Genomic DNA, 15,094 nt, shown 5'->3' with positions numbered 1-15,094 from the left:
GTGGTGTCTCCGGTGTTGGGATGTGGGGATTATAGTCCAGAAAAAATCGGGGTATGTAATACCCGTGCAGTAGGGCGGATAAGCGCAGCGCATCCGCCGAGATGTAGTGTGGGCATGGGTTTTGTGCCCACGAAACCGACGCCGCCGAGGGTAAAAAAAACCGCCCCACCCAGTTAAGGGCGAGGCGGTTCGGGATTGCGTACGGCGGTGTTTTGCCGTTTTGCCGATGTGGTGGACACAGAAACATGTCTACCGCATCGGGCTATTTTTGCTTGGCAATTTTCAACCAAATCTCATAAAAAACAATGGTTAATATAAAACCAATCCCTGCTAATATTGGCTCTAAAATAAGTAATGTTGAAGTTAATCGAGGTAAAAATGTTTTACAAATCCATAAACCTATAAATGATAACAAAAGGGCTACAACAAGACATACTAGGAAAATCAGACCTCTATGATAAATTGGAGTGTTTAGATGGTCTGCTTGTAACTCAAAGTATGATTTGTTTTCAAACCATGAAATAGCCAATGCTTTGGCTATAGTTTCCTTTGAGACCCCCTTCTTGTTATAGTTCTGAAGTAGTATTGATGTTTGAGAGTTAGGGGTTGCTCTATTCAAAGCATGTAAAACAATAGATTTTGATGCTAAATCAACAAACGATTCTCTTTCATTATTTGCCTCTTTTAGTAAAGCATCTTTTAGGCCCTCCATTGTTATAAATTTTTCATAACAAGGAATCGCAGATGTTTTTTCTTTGAAATTTTTCATATTTATAGAAAATTATTCGGTTTAATTTTTGAAGATTAGCAGAGAGTTAATTAAAAAATTTATAGCCGAAAAATATCATTAAAGATATTGCGTTTGGTTGATTTGAAAAGTAACGACTTTTTCATACCATGAAACACCAGACAGTTGCCAGGGGTGTCTTGATTGACCACCCCCACACCTTGGGAAATCACCGTGCCAGCGCGCACATGGCAACGGCCGATGATGGCGGTGTTCGGATACATGATCACGCCAGATTCAATCACCGGCGCCACACCATGGTTTTTGCCCACTGTGGAGTTTTGGTACAGCACCAGATAATCGGCATAGCTGGCCTTGGCCAGTACGATGCCGGCTGAGTGACCGATGAAAAACCGCGCAGGCATGTCGATCTCGTAAAACAGATCAATAGCGTTCAGTGCCTTGTTCAGGATGAACAGCTTGGTGGGCAACTCGGTGTCGCCGGTTTCTTTCCATAGCGTATTGGCCAGGTAGTACAGAAAAATACAATACTGGCTGGAATGCAGATGGTCGAACTCGTTTTCTTTCCACCAGCGAACCGCATTGATGCACACGCGCAGGCGCTCCAGCGCTTGCGGCAGATGCTGGCGAATCAAGGGCAGGTTGATCGGCAGGCCATCGGGCACAAAGTGCTCCAGCTGGCGGGCAACAAATTGCGCCAGGTGTTCCTGATCCAGGCGGCGCAGGGTGAGCGAGGCAGTCATGCGGGCAGGTTCCGGACAAGGGTTTGTAAGGTGTGCAGGGTGTCGGCGGGCGTTACGCCCAACGCGCACAGATTGTCGATATGGCAGCGCGCCAGCGACATCGGCTCGCCGCTACGGCTAAAGCTGATGTCCACGTCCAGCGGGCGTAGGGCGTCGGCAATCTCCTGATTGAAGGTGTTGACGCCGCTGGCGACATTAAAGATGTCGCAGGCGCGTTGTTCGCCCATGGCGATCAGGCTGGCCACGGTGTCATCCAGAGTGATGTAGTCGCGGCAATAACCTGGGGAAGAATCCAGGGTGAAGGCGCGCTCGTGGCGCAGGCGCTGCAACAGCTCGGACAAAAATCCCGGCGAGCCAGGCTCGGCATCGTACACACAGGACAGCCGGGCAATGCTGCTGCGGCTGGCAGCGGTGGTTTGGCACAGGTTTTCACCCAGCGCCTTGGAGAGATCGTATAAATGACGTGGGTTGTTCGGACTGAGGCTTAACGGGGTGTCGCCGCGCCCCTCGGCAATGGGCAGACCATCATAGAGGCGGGTGGAAGACAGATAAACAATATGCTCGAACTGTGCTTCTTCCAGGATGCGCGCCAGATAGCTGACATGGGCGGTGACAGTGTCGAACGGTCGCTGGGCATAATCGGCGGTCAGGCCGATGCAGTAAAACACCACGCCCAGCGGCTGTTGCAGGATTTCCGGCGCTTGGCGCTCGGGGACCCAAAGGTTAGTACCGCGCAGAGTTAATTCTCTAACCAGTCGTTGACCGACAAATCCCGTTCCCCCCAGTACAGTAACTAACTTCATTCACGCCATCCAATCACAGCTAACGGCTGGCCAGCGTTGATCGAATAAGGAGCAATTTCGCCGCGCACCACGGCGCCAGCGCCAATCACACAGCCACGGCGCAAGATAGCGCCGTCCAGAATTACGCAGTTGGCGCCAATCCAGACATCATCTTCAACGACAATGCCGCCCTTGCTCGGGCGGAAACCTTGCTGGCGGATGGGGATGTCGCGGCGGTGGTATTCGTGGTTGACTGGGGCAAAGGTGCAGTTGGCGGCAATGGCCACATCGTCACCAATCTGGATGCCATTGCCGGTATACAGCACACAACCAGAGTTGATCACCGTGCGGGTACCAATGATCAGGTCACCGTTGCCGCCAGCAGGCTTGATTTTGACAAAGGAATCCAACACTGAATGGGCACCCAGCACAATGCGAGTGCCGCGCGTGGAGTCTTCGATGTCAGCCAGCGCCGACACGCGGGCTTTAGGATGCAGTTCAATCATGCAGTGTCATTTCGGTAAAGTGGGTAACTGGCGTCGCGTTCCGACAGGATCGGCGCCGCCAGCGGCCAGTTGATGGCGAACGCAGGGTCATCCCAGCGCACGCCGCAGCTGTGGCCAGGCACGTAGGCCTGCGCCATCTGGTAAAACACTTCCGAGTGGTCTTCCAGGGTCTGGAAGCCATGCGCCACGCCTTTGGGGATGTACAGCGTGCGGTGGTTGTCGGCCGACAGCTCCACCGCATGCCAGCGCAGATAGCTGGGCGAGTCGCGGCGCAAATCCAGGATCACATCATAAATGCGGCCTTGGGTGACGCGCACCAGCTTGATTTCTTCGTGCGGGGCGCTTTGGTAGTGCATGCCGCGCAGCGTGCCGCGCCGCTGGTTGAACGACACGCTTTGCTGCTGCATGTGTCCTTCCAGGCCGTGCGCCGCCAGGGTGTCCACGCACAGACTGCGGGCAAAAAAGCCGCGCTCGTCGGCGATGGGCTGGATTTCCAGCAGCCAGGCGCCGGCGATCGGCGTTTCGGTCAGCGTCACGCCACAAACTCCACGCGCGGAATCGGCACGGCAAAGCGCCCGCCCCATTCGCCGATATAGCTGTGAGCGGCAACGATTTCGTCCTTGAGGTTCCACGGCAGAATCAGCACGACATCCGGCTTGGCTTCACGCAGTTTTTCCGGGGCGTACACCGGAATACGCGTGCCAGGCAGCCAGGTTCCCTGTTTGTGCGGGCTGGCGTCCACGGTGAAGTCGATCAGGTCGGTGCGCACGCCGCAGTAGTTCAGCAGGGTGTTGCCCTTGGCCGGCGCACCGTAGCCGGCCACGCACGCGCAGGCCTTGCTCTTTGGCGTCGATCAAAAAGCGCAGCAGTGCGCGCTTGGTTTCGTCCACCTGGGCGGCAAAGCGGGCGTAGATGTCCAGCTCGTCCAGGCCATCCGCGGCTTCTTTGTCGCGCACCGCTTGCAGGCCGGGCTGGGTGGCGTGCGGGCCGTTGGCGTGCTGGGCAAAGATGCGCAACGAGCCGCCATGGGTGGGCAACTCCTGCACGTCGAATAGCGTCAGACCGTGGTGGGCGAAGATGCGCTCCACCGCCAGCAGCGACAGATAAGAGAAGTGCTCGTGATAGATGGTATCGAACTGATTGTGGCGGATCAGGTTAAGCAGGTGGGGGAATTCCATGGTGATCACCCCACCCTGCTTGAGCGCCACTTTCAGTCCGCCGACAAAATCATTGATGTCCGGCACATGGGCCAGCACATTATTGCCTAGCAGCAAATCGGCAGCGTGGCCGGCGGTGACCAGCTCATGGGCGGTGGCCACGCCAAAGAACTTCACCCAAGTGGGGATGCCCTTGCCGATGGCCACTGCAGCGGTGTTGGCAGTGGGTTCCACGCCCAGCGCCGGGATGCCGGCGGCGACAAAATTTTGCAGCAGATAACCGTCGTTGCTGGCGATTTCCACCACCTGGCTGGCGGCGTTCAGGCCAAAGCGAGCGGTCATTGCCTCACTGTACTGACGGGCGTGTGCCAGCCAGCTGCTGGAGTATGAGGAAAAATAGGCGTATTCGTCGTTGAAAATATTTTCCGCGCGCTCGAATTCTTCCAGTTGCACCAGTTTGCAGCTGGGGCACACCCAGGCGTGCAGCGGGTAGAACATCTCCCCCTGGTTCAACCGCTCGGCTCTCACATAAGAGTTGGACAGCGGCGACAGGCCCAGATCGGCAAAAGTGTGTGTCAGCGGTGTATGACAGAAGCGGCAATGACGGGACATAAATTTCTTACTCTTAACTCTGATTGTTATTTAGATAATTCAATATCTCTGCCAAACATAGCTCACGCACATCGGCGCCTGCGTTCTGGGCCTGATACCAGCTCATGGTGCGCGTCACCGTTTCGGCCAGACCCCACCTAGGCTGCAAGCCCAAGGCCACGCGGGCCTTGGCTGTTTCCAGCGCGAGCCAACCCGCCTCATGGGGACCGCTGTTCCCATCGCTGTAGCGGACCTCACCCGTGCCATAGGCTTGTCGCGCCAGTTCCACCACCTCGCGCACCGTGGCCGCTTCGTGGGTATGAGGGCCAAAGTTGTAGGCGCCAGCCAGTTCAGGGTGGTGCCAGAGTTTTTCGGCCAAGGTGAGATAGCCGTGCAGGGGTTCCAGCACGTGTTGCCAGGGGCGGATCGCTTGAGGGCGGCGAATCTCCAGAACTTCGTCGGCCTGCCAAGCCCGCACCGCGTCGGGGATCAATCGGTCTTCCGACCAGTCGCCGCCGCCGATCACATTGCCAGCACGTGCCGACGCCACCGCGACACCCTGGCCTTTAAGGAAAGCATCACGGTAACTGGCAATCACAATCTCGCTCGCCGCCTTGCTCGCGCTGTAGGGGTCGTGCCCACCCAAGGCATCGTCTTCGCGATAGGGATAAGGGTGTTCCAGATTGTGATAGACCTTGTCAGTGGTGATCATCAGCGCCACACGCACCGAATCCAGACCACGTAGGGCATCCAATATATGAACCGTACCCATGATGTTGCTGGCGAAAGTTTCGATAGGCTCGCGGTAGCTGGCTCGGACCAAAGGCTGCGCAGCCAAGTGCAGCACAATCTCTGGTTGAAAGGCACGTACTAAAGCTGCCAAGCGTTCGGCATCGCGTATATCGCAGAAATGGCTGTCGATACCCTCTGCCACTCGCGCCAGTTTGAATAGGTTGGGGGTTGTCGCGGGTGGTAAGGCAATCCCGCACACCTGAGCCCCGAGGCGCTGCAGCCAGAGTGTCAGCCAGCCGCCCTTGAAACCGGTATGCCCAGTGACCAAGACGCGCTTGTTGTACCAAAAAATTGTTGCGTCACTCATCACAAGTACCAAAATCATCCGCAACTTGGCTGAGGTTTGAATAGGCATTAATCAATTGCTGCCGAACACGTAGTAGTGGTGGGACAATTACCTGATTAGTATGCATCAGTGGATTACGATCCTGTCTAAAAGTTGTTTCAAGCTGGTTTAGTACAGCAACTTGTACAGCTCGCGTAGCCTGCCAACAGTTCAACCATTCTGACAAACGCACAAATTTCCCCTTCCTCACCTTTTGTGCCATTGAACTGAACTGCTGATGAAAGCACGCAGTAGGTTGAAGTCCACGCCATTCGGCATCACGGCGTAGCAGGCCCTCGAAAGCAGCATATAACTGCATTACAGCTGCACGCTCTTCATATTCTTCTTGGCTACGGCGTTCTACTTCCCACTCGAGAGAAGACATACCATGCAAACCATGGAGTGGATTTTGTAAGGTGGTATGACTGACACTATGGATCGACTGCCGTACTAAAAGATCGAGCGCAGATAGGCCATGTAATGCAAGCTCAAAGCGAGCGGCTATGTCAGCACCTGAATTCCAAGCAGATAACGCCAGAGTCAAGACAACATCTCCTCACCCAGAACAATGGCCAGCAATTTAGCCAAACCCTCTTGGTCCAAAGGAAAACTAGCTTTGACTCCCCGTCCCAGATAGACCAACCACCCCCAATCTCGCTCGTGAGAGGAGCGATGGCCTGAGTCGTCTGAACTTGGAGTACATTCGGCAATCAATTTCACACTGGGGGTACCCGGCTGATCACTTACAACATCGATTCGCCCACACGCACCGATGAGCACAGAACCAATGGGCCGAAATGTCACGACAGCAGCACCGATTTGCACCCGTAAGCCCGTTGCAGTGTAGCGACCCAAGGTTTCCTCATTGATTTCTAGCGAGAAATGTTCAATTTCGTCCTCGCTCATGCCACTCTGACGCAGCCATGCTTCGATGCGCTGCAATGTACCATCAAGTTCAGCAAGCCATTTATCTCGACGCAAACGCCAATCCACTGCATCAATTTCAACGTTTTTTGCTTTATCTTTCTGTCTTGCAATCAGTTCAGCCAAGGTCATTACACTCTCTCCAGTACGGTTTACCACTGCTTCCAAGGAGCTTTACCTGATGCCCACAGATCTTCGAGTAAATTCTTTTCACGCAGCGTATCCATTGGCTGCCAGAAGCCGGTGTGCTCAAAGGCGCGCAGTTGGTCGTCTGCTGCCAGTTTAGCCATCGGCTCCAGTTCCCAACTGGTTTCATCACCAGCAATGAGGTCAATCACCTGAGGCGACAGAACAAAGAAACCGCCATTGATCCAGCCGCCATCGCCACGAGGCTTCTCGATAAAACCCTGTACGGCATCGCCTTGGCGTACTAAAGAACCAAATCGACCAGGAGGTAATACGGCGGTCACAGTTGCTTGTTTCCCGTGGTTTTTGTGAAACTCAATTGCTGCTGAAATGTTAACATCAGAAACACCATCTCCATAAGTAAAACAGAATGATTCTTCTTGCTTCAGATAATCTTTAACTCGCTTTAAACGTCCACCTGTCATGGTGTCTTCGCCGGTATCTACCAGCGTTACTTTCCATGGTTCAGCCTTTTGTTCGTGTACTTCCATTTTGTTGTCTACCATGTCAAAAGTAACATCTGACATGTGCAAAAAATAATTAGCAAAGTATTCTTTTATAACATAGCCTTTATAGCCACAACAAATAATAAAATCATTAACACCATGAGATGAATACATTTTCATAATGTGCCAAAGAATTGGTTTGCCACCAATTTCAATCATTGGTTTGGGCTTAAGATGTGTTTCTTCAGAAATACGGGTACCTAACCCACCAGCAAGAATTACCACCTTCATTTTTCACTCCAATTTTAATTATTAGATAAAATGTTGTTTATTTTTTCTCTGATTTTTTCAATGTATTCATCTTCTAGATGAATATGATTACAGAAATTTGATGCAAACTTATATCTTCCATGAGCACATTCATATTCCATCATTGCAACCAATGCTGATTGATCAAATGGGAAACTAAGTAATATCTTTTCAGCCAATACCTTTACATTAACCCAATGGGCTAAAGTAGTGCCAAGCGGTATTTCTGAATCTTTTGGTTGTTTTAATCTAGCATTGATCAAAAGATGCTGAAGTTTTTCAATAGCTTCTTGATGTGTTATGCTTTCTCCTTGCTTTATGAACACCTTAGGTAATTCATATTTTTTCTCTGAATTAATTTTCCCCAACCAATTACCAATTAAAGATTCTTTTTGTGAGATACTTAATTTTTCTGCGCAGAAATCAAACCAAGTCAGTCTAACTGCGTCAGAAAAAAAATTCGTAAATTTTTTCTCATTCATTAAATCACTTTTTTCCATTTCAAGCCTCTGCTGCATTCTTTGAAGATTCAATCTTTCTAAATTTTCTGCTAGGCTAGTAGCTATTTCGATGTATTCATCCTCTGATTTAGCAAGCCATTCTTTTTTATTAAGAAAATATAAGATTGATGTACTTAGACGGCCTCTAAAGGAATGTCCCTCCATAGAAACTAGCGGAACGCCCATCCAAAGAAGGTCAAATGTAGTTGTCCCACCCGTTAATGGGAATGGATCTAAAGCAATATCTATATTATGATAAGTGAGATATTGATTTGCGCTATTTCTACCAACTAAAATTAGTTTTTCTTTATCTATCCCTAAACTTTCACATCTATCAGCAAACTGACGTGCTATGGCATCTACATTTAAACCATTTCCTTCGATTAACAATCTGGAATTATTTACTTGACTCAGTAATTTTCCCCAAGTTTTCAGTGTTCTATCTGTTAATTTTGAAATATTGTTACAACAACCAAACGTAACAAAACCATTTTTCAATGCTGGAGTGGGTTTTACATCGTAATCTGAATAATAACGCAATTCTGGTTTCTTAATTAATGGTCGATAAACACAAAAAGGAACAGGCAATCTAATTAGATTTTCAGTGTATTGATCATCTACTCCTACTGGATCTGCAATTTTATCAGTTATACGCCATTGGATAGATTCAAGACCTGTTGTTCCTGGATAACCCAACCATGTAATTTGTACAGGTGCAGGATGATAAGCAACTGTTTGCAACCCATTACGACCTGTATGGCCCGCTAAATCAATTAAAACATCTATTCCGTCATTAAATATAATTGAAGCTTGTTCTTCTGGAGATTTATTTGCAAGATATGAAAACTTATCTGAAGCAGAATGAATCCGATCTGTTACAGCATCACCACCTGAATATGTATAATAACAATAAATCTCAAATTTATTTCTATTAATATTAAAAAGAATAGGTTCAAAAAAATACATAACGGCATGACTGTTAAAATCAGGTGAAATAAACCCTAACTTTATTTTTTTAAATGGATCTAAAGATGTGGGATATGATCTTGGCCATTTTATTTTCTTTTTTGATTCGCAATTTTTAGAAAAAAGTTTAGCTATTTTAACAGCATCCATAACGTCGGAATTTTCATCATACAGCATACCAAATAAGGTTGATGTGTAAGACTCATGGTTGTCTGGCCATTTTTCTAGAATCAGACGACTAATTGCCAAAGACTCTTGCAATCTCCCCTGTGCTGTTAATGCCGCACTAAGATTACCATACGATTTAATATCGTTAGGATTAAGAGAAACCGCTGTTCTTGCAGCATTTTCTGCTTCTATTAATAATCCCGAATAACAAGCACTTGCTGCTAAGCTAATCCATGCATTCACTAATTGAGGTGATAGCTCTACTGCTTTTTTTGCAGATTTATAGGCATTTTGCCAATCTCTTATTTCAATATAAGCAGCAGCCAGATTATTATATAAATCAGGATTTTCAGGACTCTTCTCTAAACATTTTATGTAAAGAGGAATTGCTTTCTCTGGATTTCCTTCCCTGACATATAAGACTGCTTTATTTCCGTTTGCGTACAAATCTTCTGGTATTTTTTCTAATGTCTTATCACACAAAACATGCAAAGGTGCAAAGTATCCCTTCTTAAATGCTTGTCTTGCTTGTTCCCTAGCAGCAGTATCAATATCGACTGGAAGTTGATTAATATTAAGTTGTTTTTCGCACCAAAGTATCCACATGGTTCGATAAGCAATTTCAACTTGTTCTGTAAATGCTTTCTCATTCATTAATGCCGATGCTTCTGTTGCTTGACGTAAATTTAGACGCCAATAATTTAGGCGATCTATATCTGACGCCATATATAATGCTTTCTCTATATATTCTTGATGGTTTTTACATAACCAATCTTTTTTGCCTATAGCATTTAAGAATGTAGTGCCCATTCTAGAAACAAAGCTATCCCCTTCTAAAACTACTATTGGCACACCAAACCATAAAATGTCACAAGTTGTTGTACCTCCATTTGTTGGAAATGGATCTAAGCAGATATCAATCTCATGATAGCGAATATATTGTTTTTTTACATCTCTTTCTAATAAAATTAATTTTTTTTCGTCTATGCCGTATGATGCAAATTGTGAAATAATTCTTCTGCTTGTTGAGCCTTCTAAATCTACTACCTCTAAAAGTAATTTAGAGTTTTGTACGGATAACAATATTGTAGACCATATTTCAATAACTTTTTGAGATAATTTTCCGATGTTATTTAGAGAACCAAATGTAATAAAACCATTCTTTAATGCAGGTGTTGGCTGAGTTTGAAACTCTGGAGTATGTCTTATTTCTGGAGAACGTATGCAGGGACGATAGGCACAGAATACCTCAGGCAATCGCCATAACCGTTCACTATATCGATAATCAATGTTGACAGGATCTGCAACCCAATCTGTTAATCGCCAGTCCATTGTAGGTAGACCAGAGGTATTAGGGTGTCCTAACCAAGTAACTTGAATTGGTGCTGCTCGGTAAGCAAATATACTTAGCCTGTTACCGGCAGTGTGTCCTGCTAAATCAATTAAAATATCCAATTGATCTTCAAGTATTTTTTCAACTAAATAATCATCACTCCATAAAACTGTCTCATACCATTCGTCGGCTAAATGGCGTAACCGCTGATTAACATTGTCCTTCTGCCCTTTATTGTCATAGCATATAATATGAAAATCTTTATGGTTATGGTTAGCAAGAAGAGGCTCAAAAAAATAAGAAACCGAATGATCTCTTAAATCAGGAGAAATATAGCCAACTCTTAATTTTCTATTTTGATCAATAATATTTGGCCATGTCTTGTTTCGTTCACCAAAAATTTTGCAGAACTTTTCACCAAAAACACGATGCGCCTCAGCTATTTCATCAGCTGTCTTGTTTGAAGCATATTGGATTGAAAGTAGGTAATTATTAAAAGCTTTTAAATGATTGGGGTTTATTGATAATACTTTTTCAAAACAATCTATAGCATCTTCCATTTCACCGATTCTTTGCAGTGCATTACCCATATTATTCCAAGCATCTGCAAAATTTGGTTGAATTTTGACTGCTGTTTTTGCATATTCAATAGCACTTTGATAATTTTTTAAATCTGTGTATAAAAAAGAAAGATTACTATATGGCGATACATATTTTGGATTAATTTTTATTGCTTGTTGATAACAAAACTCTGCTGCTTTATTATTTTTCCATTGTCGATATAAAACACCTAATGTATTCCATATGATTTCTCGTTTTGGCTCACGTGCTAAAATTGAAATACATAAACAAAAGCAGTCATCGAATTGACCTCGATTAAAAAGCTCTACGGTAATAGACTGATCGTTGTTACAAGTTGTATAAGAAAGGTTATTTTTATTTTCTAGAAACCATTTTTTAATTAATTTGATTTCTGGGAATTCTTTTAATTTTGATATCATCATAGTATCTTTTCAACAAAAAAGCGCCAGCTGTTAGGCTGGCGCTTCTAGGTTTCTACATCTAGTTAACTCTTAAGAGAGTTAAGCGAAGTCTGCACCTGTGATAGTACCTGTGACAGTACCAATCAATTTCACTGCAACATCATCACCAGTCAAACCGTCACCCAACAGATCTTGTACCAGATACTGACCTGTGTTGTACCAGATACTGACCTGTGGCAGAACCAGCTGCAACATTAACAATAAAGACGTTACCTGCTACTGCTGCGTAACCACCACCCAATGCTGCAATTGCATTATTAGCGTTACCCACGAAAGAGGTAAAGTCAGAGGTAGCTACATTCAATGTATAAGTAGCAACACCGGCAACACCTGTTTGCAGAGTATCATCTGCGACCACAAAATTAGAGATAGAAGTAAGCTTATCTGCTCCTAAGGCTAGTGTGCTATTCGCGACATTGATTGTATCTGTGCCAGCGCCACCATCAACAGTATTAGTACCTGTACCCACGGTAATGCTATCGTTACCAGCACCACCATTAATGGTGTTATTACCGTTACCAACGGTAATTTGGTCATTACCAGCACCACCATCAACAGTGTTATTACCATTGCCCGCAGTAATGGAATCCGCACCATCTCCACTGATTAGGTTGTTATTACCGTTACCAACAGAAATTTGGTCTCCATCAGCACCTGTGTTAATGGTGTTATTTCCATCTCCAGCAGAGACATTATCAGCCCCAGCACCTGTGTTAATGGTGTTATTTCCATCTCCAGCAGTGACAGTATCAGCCCCTAAGCCAGAATCGATGGTGTCGTTACCTGCACCACCTGTAACAATGTCATTCCCAAAGCCTGTTGTAACGTTGATATTGCCATCAGTTTCAGCAGCAAAGTTGGCAGTAATCGCACCCACAGCTTGAGATGCATTAATAGTCAGTGTTTGACCTGCCGCTACAGTAGTGTCCGAACTATAAGTGATAGTACTTGCGGCCAAACCTGCTGCAAAATTGATAGTCTCTACTGCAGAAACGTTAGACAGTGTAAACCCTGTACCAGCAGCATCAGTAAAGTTCAGTACGTCAGCACCAGCAGCACCATTGATCGTGCCGTTGAAGCTCGTTGCTGTTACGTTGAAGGTATCTGCATTAGCAGTACCAGTTTGATTTGCGTTTGCTGACAAGTTGTCGTAGGTTGAACCAGCACCGGCAGCACCACCGCCTGTTACCACTCCACCAGCAATCGCAGCAGAAGCGGATACGTTATTGCGGAAGGTTGTATCTGCTGCGGTTGCACCACGGGCAACAAAAGTATCCCCAGCATTGTCGATCGATCAATGCTTGCAGGCCAGCCAATGTCAAACCGGTTTGGTTGCCATATGTAAAGGTGACAGTTGCACCGTTCATGGCAGATACATCAATACCACGATTAATCAGGGTATTTTTCAGTTGGTTGTTAGTGAACAAGTCAGTCACATCAACGTTCACAGTATCACCAGCAGAAATCTGGTTTGCATTAGCCGCTTGGTTTGTCGTGATAACGAATGCACCTGTTGCCGAAGTGTTGTTCAGAATGAACGATTCGGTCAGCTCAACAGTGAATTGACGGCTGGAAGTGCTATCAGACTTAGTCAGGATAATACCTTCAACGTTTTTCACGTTGGCCAAGTCACCACGGCTTAACACTGCATTGTCAACAACAGTGATGGTATCGTAGTCACCTGCACCTGTTGCACCTAAGTCGTTACCGACGTCAACCTTGGTGTTGCTGTTCAGGCTGGCTTCGTTAACGATGATACGGTCAGAACCAGAACCACCAATGAAATCAATCTTACGGCTTGCAGACAGCGCGGTCAGGTCGATCGTGTTAACAGTGTTATCTTCTGCAACGTTACCACGGTTGTTGCTTGGGTTAGCAGTGCTAGTGTCGGAAGATTGAACAATTTTGTCGGTACGGATGGTCAAACCAGCATCAGAGGCAGCAACAAAAGCGTCGGAAACGCGAACGGTGTTGATGTTACCGCGCAGATCCAAGACATCAATACCAGATTTGTTTTCAAATTCGGTGGTGGTCAAGGAGTAAGTACGCTGACCATTGACACCCACTTGGATAGTATCAGTACCTTCGCCACCAACAATGGTGTCGTCAGCAGTGATAGTAGAATTCAATGCGTTAGCAATGAAAGCGAAAGTGTCGTCACCTGCACCGCCGGTTGCATTCACTGCACCGACTTCGAACTCAACGTAGTCGTTACCCTTACCACCTTTGAAAGTAACGTTGGTTGCGTTGCCGTCAACACGGTTGGTGAAACGAACATTAACAGCAGCCTCAGCAGCAGAAGCATCAACTTCGGTCACAGTAGCTGCAACAGACAGCAGGTTCGAGCTGGTTGCACCAATTTGTTGGCCAGCAAGACCTGTATCGGTATCGCTAACACCCAAGTCGCCACCTACTGCGCGGTCGGTCAGACCCCAGCTTGGATCACTGTTATCAACGATAACTTGAGCTGCTTTACCAACTTCTTGTGTACCAGTGATGACGACCTTTTTCAGAGAACCATCATCATTACCACCTTCGGTTGTGGTGGTGGAGGAACCAGCCCAGCAGACACGATGTCAACTTGGCGACCATCATTGCGACCGGATGTATTCAGTGTGTTACGGCCAGAGGTGCCGCCAGATACCAAGTTCAGAGTTTCAACACCAGCACCAATGTTCAATACGCCAGTAGCAGCAGTATTCACATTAGCCAGTACATTGTTTAACTCAACAGTCAGAGCGGTGCTCGAACCTTCGATCGCAGATTGACGGAAGTCAGCTTGGATAGTACCAGCGATGGAGTTGGCTTCGTTGGTCCAAGCCAATGTTGGAATGTTGTCGCCAGTTTTCAGCAGGTTAACAACACGCAGGTTTTCACCTTGGTTGATTTGGTCATAAACAACCTTGGTCACTTCAGTGATTTCGTTTTGACCTTGGTTGATGTTGTAGTCAAAAGTCACTGCACCATTGGTCAGGTTAGTACCAATTTGCAGGGTTTCGATGTTTTTGATACGTGCGCCACCAGCATAGTTATTGCCAGTCATGTTCACGATCAAGGTGTCGTTACCAGTAGCACCATCAATGTTATCGGCGCTGTTCAGCGTGGTTTGGTCCTGAGAACCTTGTTGAACACCAGCCACTGCACGGAAGTTATCATCACCAGCAGTACCGGTAAACACGTCTTGACCAGTGGTCAACACGCGAGACACGCCAGCTTCGTTACCGCCGGTGTTGCCGGTCAGGCTTTCGATAGCGGTGGTCACGGTTGCAGCGTCATTGGTCACAGCGTCCAGAATGGAAGTGCTGATCTCGTTGCCTTTGTTGCTGTCAACATAATGAGCAGCCACTTTAACGCGGTTTTCCAGCTGTGCTTTTGCATCAGCAAATGCAGCGTCAGACAGAATAGCGCGGATACCAGCAGCAGCAGCGATACCGACGTTACCGCCGTTTGCATTCAAAATGCCTTCCAGCGCGGTCACTGCTGCTGCTTTATCTGCAACAGTCGAACCCAACAGGTTCTCAGCCAATGTTTTGGCTTTTTCTGCGTCCGAGAATGGGAAAGCATTGATCGCGAAT

Annotated in this window: 15 protein-coding genes; all 15 read right to left on the bottom strand. The window is 46.8% G+C overall.

Annotation, left to right across the window (positions count from 1 at the left end):
- Positions 1-262 precede the first annotated feature (262 nt).
- Complete coding sequence (locus tag G465_RS0110925; RefSeq protein ID WP_155846543.1) at positions 263-769, bottom strand: hypothetical protein; 507 nt, start codon at positions 767-769, stop codon at positions 263-265.
- A gap of 59 nt (positions 770-828) precedes the next feature.
- Positions 829-1,491 (bottom strand): LbetaH domain-containing protein, encoded by a 663-nt coding sequence (locus G465_RS0110920; protein ID WP_022654501.1) that lies wholly within the window; start codon positions 1,489-1,491, stop codon positions 829-831.
- Positions 1,488-2,294, bottom strand: a complete 807-nt coding sequence (locus G465_RS14530) for an NAD-dependent epimerase/dehydratase family protein (protein ID WP_022654500.1) — start codon at positions 2,292-2,294, stop codon at positions 1,488-1,490. Before G465_RS14530 ends, G465_RS0110920 begins: the two co-directional genes overlap by 4 nt.
- Positions 2,291-2,779, bottom strand: a complete 489-nt coding sequence (locus G465_RS0110910; protein WP_022654499.1) for an acyltransferase — start codon at positions 2,777-2,779, stop codon at positions 2,291-2,293. The genes G465_RS14530 and G465_RS0110910 overlap by 4 nt, the downstream gene beginning before the upstream one ends.
- A complete protein-coding gene (rfbC, locus tag G465_RS0110905; RefSeq protein ID WP_022654498.1) occupies positions 2,776-3,315 on the bottom strand; it encodes a dTDP-4-dehydrorhamnose 3,5-epimerase in 540 nt (179 codons plus the stop codon). The genes G465_RS0110910 and rfbC overlap by 4 nt, the downstream gene beginning before the upstream one ends.
- Entirely contained in the window at positions 3,312-3,548 is a 237-nt protein-coding gene (locus G465_RS16385; RefSeq protein WP_281166792.1) for a methyltransferase C-terminal domain-containing protein, read from the bottom strand. Before G465_RS16385 ends, rfbC begins: the two co-directional genes overlap by 4 nt.
- Positions 3,442-4,548 (bottom strand): class I SAM-dependent methyltransferase, encoded by a 1,107-nt coding sequence (locus tag G465_RS14525; RefSeq protein WP_281166791.1) that lies wholly within the window; start codon positions 4,546-4,548, stop codon positions 3,442-3,444. Before G465_RS14525 ends, G465_RS16385 begins: the two co-directional genes overlap by 107 nt.
- 13 nt (positions 4,549-4,561) lie before the next feature.
- A complete protein-coding gene (rfbG, locus tag G465_RS0110895; protein WP_245556790.1) occupies positions 4,562-5,674 on the bottom strand; it encodes a CDP-glucose 4,6-dehydratase in 1,113 nt (370 codons plus the stop codon).
- Entirely contained in the window at positions 5,619-6,188 is a 570-nt protein-coding gene (locus G465_RS0110890) for a hypothetical protein (RefSeq protein WP_022654496.1), read from the bottom strand. The genes rfbG and G465_RS0110890 overlap by 56 nt, the downstream gene beginning before the upstream one ends.
- Complete coding sequence (locus G465_RS0110885; protein ID WP_022654495.1) at positions 6,185-6,700, bottom strand: hypothetical protein; 516 nt, start codon at positions 6,698-6,700, stop codon at positions 6,185-6,187. The genes G465_RS0110890 and G465_RS0110885 overlap by 4 nt, the downstream gene beginning before the upstream one ends.
- 20 nt (positions 6,701-6,720) lie before the next feature.
- Positions 6,721-7,491, bottom strand: coding sequence for a glucose-1-phosphate cytidylyltransferase (gene rfbF, locus G465_RS0110880; protein ID WP_022654494.1), 771 nt, complete (start codon positions 7,489-7,491; stop codon positions 6,721-6,723).
- A gap of 14 nt (positions 7,492-7,505) precedes the next feature.
- The gene (locus G465_RS15190) at positions 7,506-11,480 is read right to left on the bottom strand and encodes an O-linked N-acetylglucosamine transferase, SPINDLY family protein (RefSeq protein WP_022654493.1); all 3,975 of its coding nucleotides are present in this window, start codon (positions 11,478-11,480) and stop codon (positions 7,506-7,508) included.
- A gap of 157 nt (positions 11,481-11,637) precedes the next feature.
- Entirely contained in the window at positions 11,638-12,711 is a 1,074-nt protein-coding gene (locus tag G465_RS15185) for a calcium-binding protein (RefSeq protein WP_022654492.1), read from the bottom strand.
- Positions 12,712-12,742: 31 nt separating this feature from the next.
- Positions 12,743-13,921 (bottom strand): calcium-binding protein, encoded by a 1,179-nt coding sequence (locus G465_RS15180; RefSeq protein WP_022654491.1) that lies wholly within the window; start codon positions 13,919-13,921, stop codon positions 12,743-12,745.
- A 107-nt stretch (positions 13,922-14,028) separates the two neighbouring features.
- Positions 14,029-15,094: hypothetical protein (locus G465_RS15895; protein WP_211213766.1), on the bottom strand; the 1,066-nt coding region annotated here is incomplete at its 5' end.

The organism is Aquaspirillum serpens DSM 68, from assembly GCF_000420525.1.
In the GTDB taxonomy this organism is placed as follows: domain Bacteria; phylum Pseudomonadota; class Gammaproteobacteria; order Burkholderiales; family Aquaspirillaceae; genus Aquaspirillum; species Aquaspirillum serpens.
The sequence above is the reverse complement of the archived record's forward strand: the minus strand, read 5'-3'. Positions and strand labels throughout refer to the sequence as shown.